General features: G+C 60.4%; 15 protein-coding genes and 1 pseudogene. 7 read left to right on the forward strand and 9 right to left on the reverse strand.

Annotated features, from left to right (window positions below; translation table 11 throughout):
- The first annotated feature begins 173 nt into the window (after positions 1-173).
- The gene (gene ggt, locus J1G33_RS24320) at positions 174-1898 is read left to right on the forward strand and encodes a gamma-glutamyltransferase (RefSeq protein ID WP_032875675.1); all 1725 of its coding nucleotides are present in this window, start codon (positions 174-176) and stop codon (positions 1896-1898) included.
- 120 nt (positions 1899-2018) lie between these two features.
- On the opposite strand, the gene J1G33_RS24325 is transcribed toward ggt, so the two are convergent.
- From J1G33_RS24325 to J1G33_RS24335, 3 genes are all read right to left on the reverse strand, one after another.
- The gene (locus tag J1G33_RS24325) at positions 2019-2543 is read right to left on the reverse strand and encodes an AAA family ATPase (protein WP_223018936.1); all 525 of its coding nucleotides are present in this window, start codon (positions 2541-2543) and stop codon (positions 2019-2021) included.
- Positions 2540-3103 carry a nicotinamide riboside transporter PnuC gene (gene pnuC, locus J1G33_RS24330; protein WP_223018929.1) on the reverse strand — a complete coding sequence of 188 codons (564 nt, stop codon included), beginning with the start codon at positions 3101-3103 and terminating at the stop codon, positions 2540-2542. Before pnuC ends, J1G33_RS24325 begins: the two co-directional genes overlap by 4 nt.
- Positions 3104-3346: 243 nt before the next feature.
- A complete protein-coding gene (locus J1G33_RS24335; RefSeq protein ID WP_223018930.1) occupies positions 3347-4981 on the reverse strand; it encodes a methyl-accepting chemotaxis protein in 1635 nt (544 codons plus the stop codon).
- Positions 4982-5208: 227 nt separating this feature from the next.
- Here J1G33_RS24335 and J1G33_RS24340 point away from each other — a divergent pair, with 227 nt between their 5' ends.
- Positions 5209-6039 carry an undecaprenyl-diphosphate phosphatase gene (locus J1G33_RS24340; RefSeq protein WP_005788518.1) on the forward strand — a complete coding sequence of 277 codons (831 nt, stop codon included), beginning with the start codon at positions 5209-5211 and terminating at the stop codon, positions 6037-6039.
- Positions 6036-6419, forward strand: coding sequence for a DUF1294 domain-containing protein (locus tag J1G33_RS24345; RefSeq protein WP_078821438.1), 384 nt, complete (start codon positions 6036-6038; stop codon positions 6417-6419). The genes J1G33_RS24340 and J1G33_RS24345 overlap by 4 nt, the downstream gene beginning before the upstream one ends.
- Here the strand turns inward: J1G33_RS24345 and J1G33_RS24350 are convergent.
- Both J1G33_RS24350 and J1G33_RS24355 read right to left on the reverse strand, forming a co-directional pair.
- Positions 6408-6764, reverse strand: coding sequence for an MmcQ/YjbR family DNA-binding protein (locus tag J1G33_RS24350; RefSeq protein WP_103734264.1), 357 nt, complete (start codon positions 6762-6764; stop codon positions 6408-6410). The genes J1G33_RS24345 and J1G33_RS24350 overlap by 12 nt on opposite strands.
- On the reverse strand, positions 6761-7669 hold the full coding sequence (locus tag J1G33_RS24355) for a LysR substrate-binding domain-containing protein (RefSeq protein ID WP_032875659.1): 909 nt from the start codon (positions 7667-7669) through the stop codon (positions 6761-6763). The genes J1G33_RS24350 and J1G33_RS24355 overlap by 4 nt, the downstream gene beginning before the upstream one ends.
- A 125-nt stretch (positions 7670-7794) precedes the next feature.
- Here J1G33_RS24355 and J1G33_RS24360 point away from each other — a divergent pair, with 125 nt between their 5' ends.
- Both J1G33_RS24360 and J1G33_RS24365 read left to right on the forward strand, forming a co-directional pair.
- Positions 7795-8406: an FMN-dependent NADH-azoreductase gene (locus J1G33_RS24360; RefSeq protein ID WP_005788514.1), complete on the forward strand. Its 612-nt coding sequence runs from the start codon at positions 7795-7797 to the stop codon at positions 8404-8406.
- A 201-nt stretch (positions 8407-8607) separates the two neighbouring features.
- Positions 8608-9645, forward strand: coding sequence for a dienelactone hydrolase (locus tag J1G33_RS24365; RefSeq protein ID WP_032875656.1), 1038 nt, complete (start codon positions 8608-8610; stop codon positions 9643-9645).
- Here the strand turns inward: J1G33_RS24365 and J1G33_RS24370 are convergent.
- Together J1G33_RS24370 and J1G33_RS24375 are read right to left on the reverse strand one after the other, a co-directional pair.
- Positions 9639-10811, reverse strand: coding sequence for an MFS transporter (locus tag J1G33_RS24370; RefSeq protein ID WP_032875653.1), 1173 nt, complete (start codon positions 10809-10811; stop codon positions 9639-9641). The two genes, J1G33_RS24365 and J1G33_RS24370, sit on opposite strands and share 7 nt — an antisense overlap.
- A 116-nt stretch (positions 10812-10927) precedes the next feature.
- Positions 10928-12514 carry an ABC-F family ATPase gene (locus tag J1G33_RS24375; protein ID WP_003191057.1) on the reverse strand — a complete coding sequence of 529 codons (1587 nt, stop codon included), beginning with the start codon at positions 12512-12514 and terminating at the stop codon, positions 10928-10930.
- 341 nt (positions 12515-12855) lie between these two features.
- Here J1G33_RS24375 and J1G33_RS24380 point away from each other — a divergent pair, with 341 nt between their 5' ends.
- Positions 12856-14565: a polyurethanase gene (locus J1G33_RS24380; protein WP_223018931.1), complete on the forward strand. Its 1710-nt coding sequence runs from the start codon at positions 12856-12858 to the stop codon at positions 14563-14565.
- 44 nt (positions 14566-14609) lie between these two features.
- On the opposite strand, the gene J1G33_RS24385 is transcribed toward J1G33_RS24380, so the two are convergent.
- The gene (locus J1G33_RS24385; RefSeq protein ID WP_005788510.1) at positions 14610-15845 is read right to left on the reverse strand and encodes an MFS transporter; all 1236 of its coding nucleotides are present in this window, start codon (positions 15843-15845) and stop codon (positions 14610-14612) included.
- Between the two features lie 154 nt (positions 15846-15999).
- On the opposite strand from J1G33_RS24385, the gene J1G33_RS24390 reads away from it, so the two are divergent.
- Positions 16000-16812 (forward strand): class I SAM-dependent methyltransferase, encoded by an 813-nt coding sequence (locus tag J1G33_RS24390; RefSeq protein ID WP_223018932.1) that lies wholly within the window; start codon positions 16000-16002, stop codon positions 16810-16812.
- A gap of 189 nt (positions 16813-17001) precedes the next feature.
- Here the strand turns inward: J1G33_RS24390 and J1G33_RS24395 are convergent.
- A pseudogene (locus J1G33_RS24395) lies at positions 17002-17456 on the reverse strand (D-2-hydroxyacid dehydrogenase family protein); the annotation flags it as partial.

The raw sequence follows: 17456 nt of genomic DNA on the forward strand, positions 1-17456 counted from the left end.
TTGGCGGTACAAATGTGGGAGGGAGCTAGCCCCCTCCCACATTCGGTTTATTCGCTGTTTCGTTACGCGTCCGTTCCATGACCGACAAGTTCTGTAATAAAAACGCCATTGCACTGGGGATTAGATTTGGGAGCGGCTATTTTGGCGCATCTCAATAAATAGAGTAGCCATGGATGAAATACCAACCTTTGCACCGCACTTTGATCGCCACTGCGCTCGTGTTGACAGTCAGCGGTGTTCACGCCGCTTCCCAGGCCCCGGTAGCCGGTGAAAATGGCATGGTGGTGACGGCCCAGCACCTGGCCACCCATGTCGGCGTGGATGTGCTCAAGGCCGGCGGCAACGCAGTGGATGCAGCCGTTGCCGTGGGCTACGCGCTGGCGGTGGTGTACCCGGCGGCGGGTAACCTCGGTGGCGGCGGTTTCATGACCGTGCAACTGGCGGACGGACGCAAGACCTTCCTCGACTTCCGCGAAAAGGCCCCGTTGGCGGCCACCGCCGACATGTATCTGGACAAGGCCGGCAACGTGGTCGAGGGCCTCAGCGCCAAAGGCCATTTGGCGGTCGGCGTACCGGGTACCGTTTCCGGCATGGAACTGGCCCTGAGCAAATACGGCACTCTCAAGCGCGCCCAAGTGATTGCCCCGGCGATCAAACTGGCGGAAAACGGCTTTGAGCTGGAGCAGGGCGATATCGACCTGTTGCACACCGCCACTGGCGAATTCGAGAAAGATCAGGATTTGCGCGGGATCTTTCTGCACAACGGCCAACCGATGCAGGTGGGCCAGAAATTGGTGCAAAAAGACCTGGCCAGAACCCTCAAGGAAATCTCCGCCAAGGGCACCGACGGTTTCTATAAAGGTTGGGTGGCCAAGGCCTTGGTGGATTCCAGCCAGGCCGGCAAGGGCATCATCACCCAGGCCGACCTCGACAAGTACAAGACCCGCGAACTGGCGCCCATCGAGTGCGATTACCGTGGTTACCATGTGGTCTCGGCGCCGCCACCCAGTTCGGGCGGCGTGGTGATCTGCCAGATCATGAACATCCTCGAAGGCTACCCGATGGCCGACCTCGGTTATCACTCGGCCCAGGGCCTGCACTACCAGATCGAAGCGATGCGCCATGCCTACGTGGACCGCAACAGCTACCTCGGCGATCCGGATTTCGTGAAGAACCCGATCGAGCATCTGCTGGACAAGAACTACGCCACCAAGCTGCGCGCCGCCATCGAGCCGCAAAAGGCCGGTGATTCCCAGGCGATCAAGCCAGGTGTGTCACCCCACGAAGGCAACAACACCACTCACTATTCGATCGTCGACAAATGGGGCAACGCGGTCTCGGTGACCTACACCCTCAACGATTGGTTTGGTGCCGGGGTGATGGCGAGCAAGACCGGGGTGATCCTCAACGATGAAATGGACGACTTCACCGTCAAGGTCGGCGTGCCGAACATGTACGGGCTGGTGCAGGGCGAGGCCAACGCTATTGCACCGGGCAAGGCGCCGCTGTCGTCGATGAGCCCGACCATCGTCACCAAGGACGGCAAGGCGGTCATGGTGGTCGGCACGCCAGGTGGCAGCCGCATCATCACCGCCACCTTGCTGACCATCCTGAATGTGATCGACTACAAGATGAATATCCAGGAAGCGGTCGACGCACCACGCTTCCATCAGCAATGGATGCCCGAGACCACTAACCTTGAGACCTTTGCGGTCAGCCCGGATACCCAGAAGATCCTCGAAAGCTGGGGCCATAAGTTTGCAGGCCCGCAAGATGCCAACCACTTGGCGGCGATCCTGGTAGGCGCGCCTTCCCTGGGTGGCAAGCCAGTGGGTAACAATCGTTTCTATGGGGCGAACGATCCGCGGCGCAACACGGGCTTGTCGTTGGGTTACTAAAGCCTGGTACGGTAAAAAATGTGGGAGCGGGCTTGCCCGCGAAAGCGGTGGGTCAGTCTATGCATGTGCTAGCTGATACATAGCATTCGCGGGCAAGCCCGCTCCCACAGGGGAAGTGTGTCAGCGCTTGAGCAACTGCTCTACTGCGGAAAATGCCGCTTGGCGACGCTGCTCCCAATCCCCGCGAATCACCACCACCGGCTGTTGATGCTCTTGCATCCACTCCAGGCTGGCCTGGAAAAACGCCCGGCGGTCGGCCAGTTCCGGTTGGCAGCGCTGGCCATCGGCGCTCCACTCCACGTCCTCGGGGGAAAGCAGCAGGTGCAGGTCGTACTGCCGGGCCAGCAGTTCGTCATCAAGCCAGCCGGGGTAATCGCCAAACAGGGTCTGGCTCCATAGCCTGTTGGTCAGCAAATGAGTGTCGAGGATCAACAGGGCAGGGTGCCGGGCGCGGGCGCTGTCTTCCCAGGCTAATTGGCCATGGGCGATGGCGGGGATATCCGCCAGGGTCGTGTCACACTGATGGTGATCGATGAAATGCCGCACGTATTCACCCACCATCAACCCGCCGAAGTGCGCGTTCAGTTGCGCCGCCAACCAGCTTTTGCCGCTGGATTCCGGGCCTGCCAGTACCACCACCTTCATGAGTGCAACGCCGGGTCGGTGCGCCATTCGCGCCAGCCTTGTACGGCAATCACGGTAAACAGTGCATAGAGCGCGGCTGTGAGGTAGAGGCCTTTGTAGAGGAACAGCCCGACAAAAATCACGTCAACGACAATCCACAGCGCCCAGCACTGCACGCGTTTTTGCGCCATCCACATCTGCGCCACCAGGCTGAAACCGGTGAGGGCGGCGTCGAGCCAGGGCTGGGCGGCGTCGGTCCAGTGAGCCATGGCGGCGCCGAGCAACAGGCTGCCGACGGCGCCTACAGCCAGGCTGACCATGATCGCAGGCGCTCGCAGGCTGGTGACCTGGCGGCCCTGTTTGACTTCGCCGGCACGGGTCCATTGCCACCAGCCATACACCTGCAACGCGGCGTAGACCACTTGCAGCAGCATGTCGGAGTAGAGCTTGACCTCGAAAAACACCCAGGTGTAGAGCAGCACCATCACCAGGCCGATGGGCCAGCACCAAGGGTTTTGTTTGACCGTCAGCCAGACAGCGATCACCCCCAGGGCGGCGGCGAACAGTTCAAGCCCGGACATGGCGGATCCTTGGGAAGTGGGAGAGGGCGGTGATTGTACCCAGAGCTCACCGATCCTCAAAACACAGCAATACAAATGTGGGAGGGGGCTCGCCACCATGCCCCGTGTAGGAGCGAGCTTGCTCGCGAAAAACGTCAACGGTAACGCGTGCTTCCTGAGTAAACGCGGCGCCTCTGGGTTTTTCGCGAGCAAGCTCGCTCCTACATAAGGCTAAGCAAGCCCCCTCCCACAATTTACCCGGCGCTAGATTCGGAATTGGCGCAACAGCCCATCAAGCTGTTCACTCAAACCCCGCAACTGCGCACTCGCCACGCTGGATTGTTCCGCTGCCAGCGCCGTGCTGTGGGACAGCCCGGCCGCCTGGGTGACGTTCTGGTTGATGTCTTCCACCACATGGGCTTGTTGCAGGGTGGCGCTGGCAATCGAAGCATTCAACCCGTTGAGGTTGTGCAGTGCCTGGCCGATGGCGGTGAGGCTGGCTCCGGCCTGGCCGGCCTGTTCGATGGTCAGTTGCGAGGCACTGTGGCTGTCGCTGATGACCTTGACCGCCGCTTCCGAGTGGCCTTGCAGGCGCTCGATCATCACCTGGATTTCGGCGGTGGATTTCTGCGTGCGCTGGGCCAGCAAGCGCACTTCATCGGCGACCACCGCAAAGCCACGGCCTTGCTCCCCGGCGCGGGCAGCTTCGATGGCGGCGTTGAGGGCGAGCAAGTTGGTCTGATCGGCAATGGAGCGGATCACTTCCAGTACTCCGCCGATCTGCGTGCTTTCGCTGGAGAGCGTGCGGATCACCTCCACAGCCTGGCTGATGGTGCTGGAGAGCTGATCGATCTGCTGCAAGCTGCCGTCGATATTCACTTGGCCCTGTTGCGCCTGGGCTTGGGCATCGCGCATTTCGCTGGCCGCGTGCTCGGCATTCTTGGCCACGTCCTGCACGCCGTAAGTGACTTCGTTGATGGCGGTGGCCACCAGTTCCATCTGCTGCGACTGCTGCTGGCTGCGGTCGTGGGCCTGGCTGGCGTTGTGGCCCAGCTCCGTGGATGACTGGCCCAGCGCGTTTGCGCACGTCTGCAGTTGGCCGACCACCTGGCGCAACTTGGCGGTGAAGCCATTGAAGTGGCGGGCCAGCTGGGTAAGCTCGTCGCTGCCATGGGTGTCGAGACTGCGGGTCAGGTCGCTTTCACCGCTGGCAATATTGCCCATGGCATTCACCGCCGCCTGCAATGGCTGCACGATACTGCGGGCGATCAGCACCACCAGCACGGCCATCATCAGCGCAATGCCCAGGCCGATTGCCGAGGCTTTCCATACCTGGGTCTTGAACTCGGCCTGCACATCATCGACGTACACGCCGGAGCCGATAATCCAGCCCCAGGGTTCGAACAGCTGGATATAGGAGGTTTTCTCCACCGGTGCGTCGGCGCCCGGTTTCGGCCAGCGATAGTTGACGATCCCGGCGCCCTTGGCCTTGGCCAGAGTCACGAACTCATTGAACACGGCGAAACCATCCGGGTCACGAATCGCCGAGAGGTTCTGGCCATCGAGCTTGGGGTTGGCCGCGTGCATGATCATCACGGGGGTGAGGTCGTTGATCCAGAAGTAGTCATCATGGTCGTAGCGCAGGCCACGCACCGCGCTCAGGGCTTGCTGCTGCGCGGCGTCGCGGGTCAGTACCCCGGTTTTTTCCAGGTTCTGGTAATACCCGAGTACGCCACTGGCGGTCTGCACCACGTGCTGGGTCTGCTGGCGCTTGGCCTGGTAGAGGTCGCCGTGGATCTGGTTCAGCATCAGCAGCCCCAAGGCCAGCAGCATCAACACGGCGACTATCAGGATCAGCCAAAGGCGGCGGCTGATCGACATGCTGCGCAAACTGTTCATCGTCCTGTCACTCCATGCTCTTTATAATTGTGGTGCTGCTTCGAGATTTCCGGCGTGTCTGATAGGCTTTCGGCCCGGAATCGAAAAACCTGAGTACTGCCTGATTTTTCACGGAATTTTTGCAGACCGGCGTTGAGAATCAACCGCGGGCGTTTGAGTGCGCTCGTCGTCAGTGAACTTTAAAAAAGACTAAGAGGCATGCCACGCGCATGACCTTTGGAGAGAGCATGGATTTTTGGACCGCCATACAGGCATTGATTCTCGGCATCGTCGAGGGGCTGACGGAGTTCCTGCCGATCTCCAGCACCGGGCACCAGATCATCGTCGCCGACCTGATCAATTTCGGCGGCGAGCGTTTCGAAGCTTTCAATATCATCATCCAGCTGGGCGCGATCCTGGCGGTGGTCTGGGAGTTTCGCCGCAAGATCCTCGATGTGGTCATCGGCCTGCCGACCCAGCCCAAGGCCCGGCGTTTCACCGTCAACCTGATCATCGCCGTATTGCCGGCGGTGGTATTGGGGGTGATTTTTGCCGACCTGATCAAGCATTACCTGTTCAACCCGATCACCGTCGCCAGTGCCCTGGTGGTCGGTGGGGTGATCATGTTGTGGGCCGAACAGCGCCAACATGCGGTGCGCGCTGAAACGGTGGATGACATTACCTGGAAAGACGCCCTCAAGGTCGGCCTGGCCCAGTGCCTGGCAATGATTCCGGGCACTTCGCGCTCCGGTGCGACGATTATCGGCGGCCTGTTGTTCGGCCTGTCGCGCAAGACGGCCACCGAGTTTTCGTTCTTCCTGGCCATGCCGACCATGGTCGGGGCGGCGGTGTACTCGGGCTACAAGTACCGCGACCTGTTCCAGCCGGCGGACTTCCCGGTATTCGCCATAGGTTTTGTCACCTCGTTCATTTTCGCCATGATCGCGGTCAAGGGCTTGCTCAAGTTCATCGCCAGCCACAGCTACGCGGTCTTTGCCTGGTACCGGATTGCCTTCGGCCTGGTCATCCTGGCGACCTGGCAATTCGGCTGGATCGACTGGACTGCGGTCAAGCCATGAGCATCCAGCATCCACGCCTGAAGACGCTGATCTTTGTGTTGTTATGCGCCGCGCCACTGTTGGGTTCAGCGGTGCTGTGGTATCGCGGCGAGACGGTGATCCCGCTGGCGGCGTATGGCGTGGTCAGTGTGGTGGCGTTCTTCCTGTACTGGAGCGACAAGCGCAAGGCGCAGACCGAGGGCCGGCGCATCCCGGAAAACATTCTGCACGCTGTCGAGCTGGCAGGCGGTTGGCCGGGTGCGCTGATTGCCCAGCAGGTGTTCAGGCACAAGACGCGCAAGGTGTCTTACCAGGTGCTGTTCTGGGTGATCGTGCTGCTGCATCAGGTGTTTTGGCTGGACCAGCTGTTCCTGGGCGGTACGCTGCTTTCAATCCTCTAGCAACAAACCGACCTGCGTGCGCTTGGGCAGTTTGCTCACCACCAGTTGGTGGGAGCGCTGCAACAAGCCACGCAGCTCATCGGCGCCCAGCGGGTAGGGCGTATTCATGATGATCCACTGCGCCCGCGCCAGATACGGTGCGGGGTGGATACCGGGGCGGTCGACATGGCCCAGGAACAGTTCCTTGTCGACCTTGAACGCCAGCGACTCGCCGCGCAGGTTCTGCAGGGCGAACATCTTGTTGCCGGCAATCGAGAACACCCGCACACCGCCCCACTTATAATCTTCCCGCGCACCGGGCAGGGTCAGGCAGAACGCGGCCACTTGTGCTTCAGTCATGCTCATAACAATCGATCTCCACAGCCTTTGAAGCCTTCTTCCAAATAGTCGATCCACGCGCGGATCGCCGGCAGCACGCCACGCCGATGCGGGTATACGGCTTGCAACCAGCCGCCCGGCAATGACCATTGCGGCAGCAATTGCACCAGGCGGCCGCTGGCCAGTTCCTCTTCGCAATACATCATCGGCAGCACCGTAAAGCCCAGGCCCATGATGGCGCTGGCCTTGCGCACGATGAAGTCATCGATGCCCAGGCGGGCCTCCATCACCAGATCGTGAAGGTTGCCCTGGGGGTCGATAATCCGCTGGTGCACCATGCGGTCGGCTTCCAGTGCGCCGAGTATGGGCAGTTGCTTGAGGTCTTCAAGGGCGAGGACCTGCCGCTCGCGCATCAATGCCGGGCTGGCGACCAGCACTGTCTGGGCCTGGCGCAGGCGCTTGGTCACCAGCAGCGGGTCTTCATCACCCAGTTCGCGCACACGCAGGGCCACATCAATGCCTTCGGCGACCAGATCGACGCGGCGATTGACCAGGGTCATGTCCAGTTGTACCAACGGGTGCGCGGCCAGAAAGCCTGCCACCAATTCCGGCAGGATCTGCTGGGCCAGACCCACCGGGCACGTGACCCGCAGGCGTCCACGCGGCTCGCTGGACATGCTCGCCACGGCCTCATCGGCCATCTCCGCTTCCAGCAACATCGCCTGGCAATGGCGCAAGTAACGCTCGCCCACGGCAGTCAGGGTCAGTTGTCGGGTAGTGCGTTGCAGCAGGCGCGCTCCCAGGCGCTCTTCAAGCTCGGCAATGCGCCGTGACAGCCTGGACTTGGGAATCCCCAGCAGCCGGCCCGCCGCGGCGAAACCGCCGGCTTCGACGACTTTGGCGAAATAGTAGAGATCGTTGAGGTCTTGCATGGTCGGCCTATTGTCCTGTCAGTAGGACAAACTATCGCATTTCAGATGGCTTATCGACTATTGGTTTCATGCGTAGCATCACCACCATCTGATCGCCACTGTCGATCCCACCTCGGAGATCCACCATGAAACTATTGCATATCGATTCCAGCATCCTCGGCGACAACTCGGCTTCCCGCCAACTCAGTGCCGGTGTGGTCAAGGCATGGCAAGCGGCTGAACCGGGTGTGCAAGTGACTTACCGTGACCTGGCCAGCGAAGGCATCAACCACTTCTCCGGCGCTACCCTGGGTGCACTGGGCACCGCGGCCGAACTGCGCGATGCCGCGCAAAAGCACGAGGCCGAACTGAGTGCATCATCGCTGGCTGAATTCCTCGCCGCCGATGCCATAGTGGTAGGCGCGCCGATGTACAACTTCACTATTCCTACCCAGTTGAAAGCCTGGATTGATCGCATCGCGGTTGCCGGCCAGACCTTCCGCTACACCGAAGCCGGCCCTGAAGGCCTGTGCGGTAACAAGAAGGTGATTATCGTGTCCACGGCCGGTGGCTTGCACGCGGATCAGGCATCTGGCGCTGCCCATGAAGGCTACTTGAAACTGCTGTTCGGTTTTCTCGGCATCACCAATATTGAAATCGTCCGCGCTGAAGGGCTGGCCTACGGTGATGAAGCGCGCAGCAAAGCATTGAACGACGCCAACGTGCGGATCAACCAGCAGTTGTTCGCCGCCGCGTAAGGCTTGTGTAAATTAAGCCGTTGCCCGGTTTCATTCTGAAGCCGGGCGCCTAAACTCTGTATTCTGATCGCCTGAACGCGAGCGGAGTACGAAGTTTTTTCGTTTGTGGCCCAGGTTATGCAGAGGTTATGCAGATAGGGATCCGATACCTGGACTTTTATTCGACATGCCGGTTCTTACGCAGCAAAGGTGGACATCCCCATGATGCGTCTTAGTGCTGTTCTGGTTCTTTCGCTGCTTAGCGGCCTGCTTTCAGTGCACGCTGCACCGGCACCGCACCCGCATTGGAGTGTGGGGTTTCATCGCATGAGCGTGCTCGACCCGCTGGATTCGCAGCCGATGAAGGCCATTGCGTTTTACCCTTCCACTGACACCGAACGCACCACGCCGCTGGGCGCCTATCAGGTCGCGGCCAGTGAAGACGCCAAGGTTGCCATCGGCCGTTTTCCCATGCTGATGTTGTCCCACGGCAATACCGGCACGCCCCTGGCCTTGCATGATCTGGCCACGTCACTGGCGCGCAAGGGATTTGTGGTGGTGGCGGTCCTGCACCCCGGCGACAACTATAAGGACCACAGCCGCCTGGGCACCGTGAGTAACCTGTATGGCCGGCCGATCCAGATCTCCCAGGCGATCACCGCGACCCTGGCTGATCCCATGCTGTCGCCCTTTGTCGATGTCGATCAGATTGGCGTGATCGGTTATTCCGCCGGTGGCGAAACCGCGCTGATCCTGGCGGGCGCCAAGCCGGATTTCGAGCGCCTGCGCCGTTACTGCCAGCAGCGCCCCGAGGACCGTGATGCCTGCACCACCAAGGGCGAGTTGGTGGTCGACCGCGACGACTTGCAGCCCCAGGCTGACCCACGCATCCATGCCTTGATGCTGATGGCGCCACTGAGCCTGATGTTCGGCCGCCACACCCTGGCTGATGTGCACGTGCCGGTGTTGCTCTACAGTGGCGACGGCGACCAGTTGGTGGCGGTGGACAAAAACGCTGCCGCCCTGGCGCGTAAACTGCCGGAGCCACCGGACTTCAAGCTGTTGGCCGGGGCAGGGCATTTTGTATTCATGGCGCCATGCGACAGCGATCAACTGGCGACAATGCCAGGCATCTGCACCGATGCCGATGGCGTCGACCGCGAAGGTATTCACCGCGATATGGTCTCCGAGGCCGGGCGCTTTTTCAGCCGAACCCTCGGTGAGGCGACGCGTGCCGGCCTGCAGACCGCTGATCAGTAGGCGCGGCGCCTGAGCAGTACGGTCAGGGCGAGTGCGCTGACCGACAGCAACGCGGCACAGAAGAAGATCCAGCCGTAGCCAAGATTCAACGCCACGGCGCCCATCAACGGCCCGGCAATCGCCAGCGCCAGGTCGAAAAACACCGCATAGGCACTCAGCCCCGCACCTCGGCTGCTGTCCGGCACTTGCTTGATGGCTTCAACCCCCAGCGCCGGGTACACCAGCGACAGGCCAAAGCCGGTCAGCCCGGCACCGATCAAGGCGACGCCGGTGGACGGCGCCAGCCACAGCAGCGTCAGGCCCAGGATTTCGATGCTCATGCAGGCGATGGCGGCGGTAAACCCACCAAACCGGCTGATGGCAGAAATGAACATCAGGCGCGAGAGAATAAAACACGCGCCAAATACCGTCAGGCAATACGCCGCGCCGCTCCAGCCACGATTGAGGTAGTACAGGGTAATGAAGGTCGTCAGCGTGCCGTAGCCAATCGACGCCAGGCACAGGCTGGTGCCGAACGGTGCGATTCGCCCGAACACTGCCCAGAACGGCAGCCGCTCACCGCGCACCACCGGCACCGACGGTTTATTGCGGATCAGCACCAGCCCCAGCCCCGCCAACACCGACAGGGCAACTCCCAGGCTGGTATAGCCATATTCCGCCACCATCACCACGCCGACCGGCGCACCAACGGCAATGGCGCCGTAGGAGGCAATGCCATTCCAGGAGATCGAGCGGGCCGTGTGTTCAGTCCCCACCGCGCCCATGCACCAACTGATGGTGCCCACGCCAATCAGGCCCTGGGCCACGCCCAGCAACAGGCGGCCGACGATCAGAATGCCCAGGCTCAAGGCTGGCAGGCTGTCCACCAGGGTGGCGATAAAGGTCAGCACGCCGCTGATCAGGATGCCGGCCAGGCCCAGCACTATCGCACGCTTGGTGCCGACGTTATCCGACATCCGCCCGGCCATCGGGCGGCTGAGCAGCGTGGCCAGGTATTGCGAACCGATGGTGACCCCGGCGACAACTGCGCTGAAACCCAGTTGTTCGTGCACATAGCCTGGAATCACCGCAATCGGCAGGCCGATGCAGATAAAGGCTATGAAGGTGTAGAACACGATGGAGACGATCTGCAGGGTGATCGACAGGGAGGAGGGGGCGGCAGGCATGGGTACTCGATCGCTGGCGGGCGGTGCGGCCATGATGCCACTGCTCTAACCAATGTGGGAGGGGGCTAGCTCCCTCCCACATTTGGATCTGACTGCCCTGAAAGCTAAGGGCGTTCTTAGAACACCACACCCTGGCTACGCAGGTAGTCGTCATAGGTGCCGCTGAAGTCGATCACGCCGCTTGGGCTCAACTCGATGATGCGGGTCGCCAGGGACGATACGAACTCGCGGTCGTGGCTGACGAAGATCAGCGTGCCCGGGTAGTTTTCCAGTGCCAGGTTCAGCGCCTCGATGGATTCCATGTCCAAGTGGTTGGTCGGTTCGTCCATGATCAGCACGTTCGGCTTTTGCAGGATCAGCTTGCCGAACAACATGCGGCCTTGCTCACCACCGGAGATCACTTTGACCGACTTCTGGATTTCGTCGTTGGAGAACAACATGCGGCCCAGGGTGCCACGGATCATTTGTTCGCCTTGGGTCCACTGGCCCATCCAGTCGAACAGGCTCACGTCGTCTTCGAAGTCGTGGGCGTGGTCCTGGGCGTAGTAGCCCAGTTCGGCGGCGTCGGTCCACTTGATGCTGCCGGCATCCGGGGTCAGTTCGTTGACCAGGGTGCGCAGCAGGGTGGTCTTGCCGATACCGTTCGGGCCGATGATTGCCACGCGCTCGCCAGCTTCAACCTGGAAGCTGAAGTCCTTGAACAGCGGCTTGCCGTCAAAGCCTTTGGCCATCTTTTCGACCATGACCGCCTGGCGGTGCAGCTTTTTGTTCTGCTCGAAACGGATGAACGGGCTCACACGACTCGACGGCTTGACTTCGGCCAGTTGGATCTTGTCGATCGCCTTGGCACGGGACGTGGCCTGCTTGGCTTTGGAGGCGTTGGCCGAGAAGCGGCTGACGAAGGATTGCAGTTCGGAGATCTGCGCTTTCTTCTTGGCGTTGTCCGACAGCAACTGCTCGCGGGACTGGGTCGCCACGGTCATGTACTCGTCATAGTTGCCCGGGAACAGGCGCAGCTCGCCGTAGTCCAGGTCAGCCATGTGGGTGCACACGCTGTTCAGGAAGTGACGGTCGTGAGAGATGATGATCATCAGGCTGGAGCGCTGGGTGAGGATGTTTTCCAGCCAGCGGATGGTATTGATGTCCAGGTGGTTGGTCGGTTCGTCGAGCAACAGCACTTCAGGGTCCGAGAACAGCGCCTGAGCCAGCAATACACGCAGTTTCCAGCCTGGGGACACTTCGCTCATCGGGCCAAAATGCTGCTCCAGGGGAATCCCCAGGCCCAGCAACAACTCACCGGCGCGGGATTCGGCGGTGTAGCCGTCCATTTCGGCGAACTCGGTTTCCAGCTCAGCCACGGCCATGCCGTCTTCTTCGCTCATTTCCGGCAGCGAATAGATACGGTCGCGCTCGGCCTTGACCTTCCACAGCTCTTCGTGGCCCATGATCACGGTGTCGAGCACGGTGAATTCTTCGTAGGCGAACTGGTCCTGGCGCAGTTTACCCAGGCGCACATTCGGCTCCAGCATGACCTGGCCGCCGGACGGGTCGAGGTCCCCACCGAGGATTTTCATGAAGGTCGACTTGCCGCAACCGTTGGCCCCGATCAAACCATAGCGGTTGCCGGCGCCGAACTTGACCGAGACGTTCTCGAAGAGCGGCTTGGCGCCGAACTGCATGGTGATGTTAGCTGTGGAGATCAATTACTTTACCTATCAATGGGTTGCGAGCGTGACGGCAGGTGCCTTCAGGCATGCGTCAACAGCGACATCAAGGCGCGAAACCCGGTCGCTGAGCGGAAAATTTGGGATGTGTGTTGGAATTTGGCGCGCATTGTCGCATATGTGAGGCGACAGTTGTATGGCAGTCGACGACGATGTTCCGCGCCTTGCGTGATTCGAAGCGCTGAAACCAAAGCTCGGGCCGGCGGGCAGGTATTCATTTTTTAGGTAACGATTGACAGTCCTTTCCCGTCCATCACCAATCTGTCCCGGCCATGGGCACTGAGGCCACATCAAAAGTCATCTGAAAAGGGGCAATGGGTATGGGGGTTTTCGATTACAAGAGCATGACGGGCCAGAAGGCCAAGGCGCTGCTGAACGACGCTTTGGCCTTGTCCGATTACGCTTATGACGCCAGCGGCCAACCGCTGACCGCTGGCGGCTGGGCGCCTATCGGTGCGCAAGCACTGGGGGTGACGCAGAAAGTCGACGAGTACGGCACCTTTTGGGGCGAGACGGTATTGGCTCCCTCCGCCAACGTCAAGATTGTGGGGCAGTACGATGGCGTGGGTAAGCTGATCGCCATGGGGGTTGCCTTTCGTGGGACGTCCTTTGGCTTGTCCTGGGATGGATTGGGCGACGTCGCCAGCGATCTGGCTGCTGCCGCCGTTCCCGGATACGCCGCCAATTATGCTCAGTTCGCGTTCAGTGGCTTATTGGAGCACGTCGCCAGCTACGCCAGGAGCCAGGGCTTGACCGGCAAGGATATCCTGGTCACCGGCCATAGCCTCGGCGCACTCGGGGCCAACAGCTTGGCGACCTTGAGCCATGATCATTGGGGCGGTTTCTTCGAGGATGCCAACTACGTAACCTTTGCCTCACCCACACAACGTTCGGGTGACACTCGGATCTTGAACATCGGCTATGAGAATGACCTGGTGTTCAAGGCCATTGATGGCGAAGGCATCAATACGTCGGCACTGCGCTGGGGTAACGATAGCGTTTGGGATTCGGCGGCCAATAACCTGGTCAGCTTTACCGATAACTACGCCTCGGCCTGGGCGCATTTACCCAATGCCCTCAACTGGGGAGTCGGCAAGGCTCACTCCCTGGACGGTTACATCCAAGGCATGAAGCGTATCGCGTCCTCGGATTTCTACGACCTGACCAGCAAAGACTCGACCATCGTAGTCTCCAGCCTCAGCGAGGCCACGCGTGAAACCACCTGGGTGCAAGACCTGAACCGCTACGCCGAAAAACACACCGGCAATACCTTCATCTTCGGTACCGAGGGCAACGACCTGCTCAAGGGCGGAGCGGGCAATGACTTCCTGGAAGGTGGCGCAGGTGATGATCGTTTCCGCGATGACGGCGGCTACAACATCCTGCTGGGGGGGCAGGGCAGTAACGTCTTCGAACTGCAAAAGCCACTGGGCGCCTTCAGCTTTGCCAATGACGGCGATGGCACGTTGTATATCAACGACGCCTATGGCGGTATCAGTATGACCCGGGATATCGGCGCATTGGTCAGCAAAGAGAAGGCCTATATACCCTGGACTTCAATCCCTTGGGGCTCCAATGACATCACCTATAAGGTGACCGGCGATGGCCTGCTGGCCGGTAACGACCTTACGCACTACGTGGCCTCTACCAACGGCGATGCGCATGACAATGTCCTCACCGCTCATGCCACGGGTGATTGGCTGTTCGGCTTGGGCGGCGACGATCACCTGATCGGAGGCCCGGGTAATGACGTATTTGTCGGCGGCACCGGCAATGACCTGATGGTTGCAGGCGGTGGCAGTAATACCTTCCTGTTCGACGGCATCTTCGGCAACGACCGGATCCAGGGTTACCATGCCAGCGATAAACTGGTGTTCATGGGTATGGCTGGCCTGGGCCAGGATTACGATTACCGCTCTTATGCCTCGACGTTCGAGGACAACACCGTGCTGGCCTTTGGTGACAACTCGGTGATGTTAATGGGCGTGAACATGACTCAGTTGAATGGCGCAGGCATCTTTATTTCCTGAACGCAGGCGGGGCAGAGCACCTTGGATGACTGGGGTGTTCTGCTTCAGCCCATTACCGGCACCTGCAGGCTGGGTTTTGCCAGGGTTTCCGGCATCGCCAGCCACAACAGCAGCAACGCCACGCCCGCCACGCCCGCCAAGGTCAGAAAGGCTGCGTTATAGCCGGCCTGTTGCACCACGAAGCCGGCCAGGCTGCTGCTTAGCGCCGCGCCGAGGCCGAACACAGTGGAAAGGGCACCCAGACTTACATTGAAACGCCCGGTGCCTTGGGTCAGGTCCTTGACGATCACCGGGAACAACGCGCCGAAAATCCCCGCGCCGATACCGTCAAGCATCTGCACCGCCACCAGCCAATACGGATCGCTGGACAGGGTATACAGCACGCCACGCAGCGGCAGTATCAGAAAGCCGGCCAGCAATAGCGGCTTGCGCCCCCAGATATCAGCCTTGAGCCCGACCAGCCAGGCGATCGGGACCATGACCAACTGTGCAGCGACAATGCAGGCTGAGGTCAGGGGCGTGGCCATCTGCAGGTTGATCTGCGCCAGCTTCTGGCTGACCAGTGGCAGCATCGCGGCATTGGCCAGGTGAAACAGCGCGCAGCAGACGGCGAACAGCAGCAACGGGCGGTTAGCCAGCAAGACGGTCAGGCCCGAAGGCTGCTCATGGTCGCTGTGATGGGCGGGATCGAAGCCACGGGCCACCTCATGATCAATCGCCTTGCCAGAAACACAGCTGACCGCAATGACACTGGCGACTGCCATAAACGCCATCAGGTAAAACACCACCACAGGCCCATACAGATACGCCAGGCCCCCGGCCAGCAGTGCGGCCACGGCGTTGCCGGCGTGGTTGAAGGTTTCGTTGCGCCCGGTACGCCGAGTGAAAGCACGGGGGCCGGTAATACCAAGGGAGATGGCAGAAATGGCCGGGGCGAATACCGATGCGGCAACGGCGCTGGCGGCCTGGGTCAGCGCCACCCAGCCAAATGAACTGACGAAGGGCAGTATCAGGCAACTGCCGGTGACCAGCAGCGCGGCAATCGCGATGACTGCACGCTTGCTGCGGGTTCGGTCGATCAGCGCACCCGCCGGGCCCTGGGTGATCAAGGCGGCGATACCGGCCAGGGTCATGACTACGCCGATACTGGCCGGGTCCCATTTATGGACCGCCAGCAGGTAGATCGCCAGGTACGGCCCGAGACCGTCGCGAACATCCGCGAGGAAGAAGTTCAGGCTGTCCAGGGAAAGGGCGGTACGCAGATCTGAATGATGGGCCACAGTGCGACCTTCAAGAGCGGCGTTCAAGGGCTGAACACGCGATGGCTTAATGACCGGTAGGCTTGGCCATAAGTTTCGCTGGGGCTGCGGGTTTTATCTGGCAGATATTTGGCTTATGTTCCTAAGCCCGCTGTATTGACTTTCTGGAGACGCAATGGACATGCCCTCAGCGCAAGAGGCGATTGCCAGCAATAAAAACGCTTGGGACGAATCGGCCCGGTTGCACAAAGACACGGCGACCTGGAGGGAGCTACTGGCCTCGGTGGCCGAACCTGACTTTTCCTGCCTTGACCCCACTATCACCGCGTTACTGCATGAGATAGGTGTGGTGGGCAAGGACGTGGTGCAATTGTGCTGCAACAACGGACGCGAAAGCCTTTCGTTGTATGGCTTGGGGGCCCGTTCGGTGGTGGGGGTTGATCAATCCCGGGCGTTTCTTGAACAGGCGCGGGAATTGGCCGAGGTCTCGCCACACAGCCCTGATTTCATTGAGACCGATATCCACCATTTGCCGGAGCGTTTGCAGGCATGGTTCGATATTGCCCTGGTGACCATTGGCGTGCTGGGTTGGATGCCGGATGTGGCGTTGTTCATGCGCCAGGTTGCCCTTGTGCTGAAGCCCGGTGGTACGTTGGTCATGTACGAAACCCATCCCTTTCTTGAGGTGTTTGACCCCTGTGGGGCCAACCCGATGCTGCCTTCCAGTTCTTACTTCCAGCGTGAACCCTTTGTGCTGCAGGAGGCAATTGTCTATGAAGGGAAGGACGAGCGGCCCGGGCCGACGTCCTATTGGTATGTACATACCCTGGGCAGTGTGGTCAGCGCGGCTATCGCAGCGCAGTTGCAGATCGCTCATTTGCAGGAATACCCGCATTCCAACCGGGAAGAACTCTACGATCAATATGAGCATCAGGCCGCGCAACTGCCCCTGTGCTTTACCATGACAGCGATCAAGCGTGATGGCTGATAAAGGTTTGCGCACGCAAAAAAAAGGCCCGCGAGGAGAGGGCGGGCCAAGTGATTCACTGGAGTAGGTAGGCCTGACCTTATAGGTCGAAAAGTGAAGGCCTTGTGAAAATGCCGTGATCAAATCGGATAATCACGTCTAATGCCGATCAGTGTAGGAGCGAGCAAGCTCGCTCCTATGCATGGACTCTTTCTGGCCGATACTGCCCAGGGTCTTGCCATGCAGGTCACCGCCCAGGCCCACCTGCCATCCGCCTGCGCGCAGCGAGTTGGCTTCGGCCAGCAGATTGCGCGCAGAGGCCATGATCAGCGCCCAGGTCAGTTCCGGCGCCGCGTGTTTATAGCTGTCGGTGCCGCACACCTGGATACCCAGGGCCTTGGCGGCGGTAATATCGATGGCGGCATTGCGCATACCGCCGGTGACCAGCAATTTGAGCTTGGGCAACTCTTGCAGCAGGGCCTGGTTGAAGGTGGACCGTTCGCGCATGGCGCAAATCACCTCGAAGCCCTTCAAGCGTTCAACCATTGTCGCCCTATCAGCGGGGTAGTCGTGGAGAAAATGTACCTGGCCCACGCCGTCCAGCGCCGACCAATCCACCACGTCACTGGCGACGTTCTGCCAGTCATCTATCACTGCGATCTGTA

Origin of the sequence: Pseudomonas sp. P867, assembly GCF_019891455.1 — a bacterium.
In the GTDB taxonomy this organism is placed as follows: Bacteria; Pseudomonadota; Gammaproteobacteria; order Pseudomonadales; family Pseudomonadaceae; genus Aquipseudomonas; species Aquipseudomonas synxantha_A.

Bases quoted from the DNA above. Each gene is read 5' to 3' on its own strand.
- ggt (WP_032875675.1), top strand. From the start codon at position 174: ATGAAATACCAACCTTTGCACCGCACTTTGATCGCCACTGCGCTCGTG.
- J1G33_RS24325 (WP_223018936.1), bottom strand. From the start codon at position 2,543: ATGAAGGTGGTGGTACTGGCAGGCCCGGAATCCAGCGGCAAAAGCTGG.
- pnuC (WP_223018929.1), bottom strand. From the start codon at position 3,103: ATGTCCGGGCTTGAACTGTTCGCCGCCGCCCTGGGGGTGATCGCTGTC.
- J1G33_RS24335 (WP_223018930.1), bottom strand. From the start codon at position 4,981: ATGAACAGTTTGCGCAGCATGTCGATCAGCCGCCGCCTTTGGCTGATC.
- J1G33_RS24340 (WP_005788518.1), top strand. From the start codon at position 5,209: ATGGATTTTTGGACCGCCATACAGGCATTGATTCTCGGCATCGTCGAG.
- J1G33_RS24345 (WP_078821438.1), top strand. From the start codon at position 6,036: ATGAGCATCCAGCATCCACGCCTGAAGACGCTGATCTTTGTGTTGTTA.
- J1G33_RS24350 (WP_103734264.1), bottom strand. From the start codon at position 6,764: ATGAGCATGACTGAAGCACAAGTGGCCGCGTTCTGCCTGACCCTGCCC.
- J1G33_RS24355 (WP_032875659.1), bottom strand. From the start codon at position 7,669: ATGCAAGACCTCAACGATCTCTACTATTTCGCCAAAGTCGTCGAAGCC.
- J1G33_RS24360 (WP_005788514.1), top strand. From the start codon at position 7,795: ATGAAACTATTGCATATCGATTCCAGCATCCTCGGCGACAACTCGGCT.
- J1G33_RS24365 (WP_032875656.1), top strand. From the start codon at position 8,608: ATGATGCGTCTTAGTGCTGTTCTGGTTCTTTCGCTGCTTAGCGGCCTG.
- J1G33_RS24370 (WP_032875653.1), bottom strand. From the start codon at position 10,811: ATGCCTGCCGCCCCCTCCTCCCTGTCGATCACCCTGCAGATCGTCTCC.
- J1G33_RS24380 (WP_223018931.1), top strand. From the start codon at position 12,856: ATGGGGGTTTTCGATTACAAGAGCATGACGGGCCAGAAGGCCAAGGCG.
- J1G33_RS24390 (WP_223018932.1), top strand. From the start codon at position 16,000: ATGGACATGCCCTCAGCGCAAGAGGCGATTGCCAGCAATAAAAACGCT.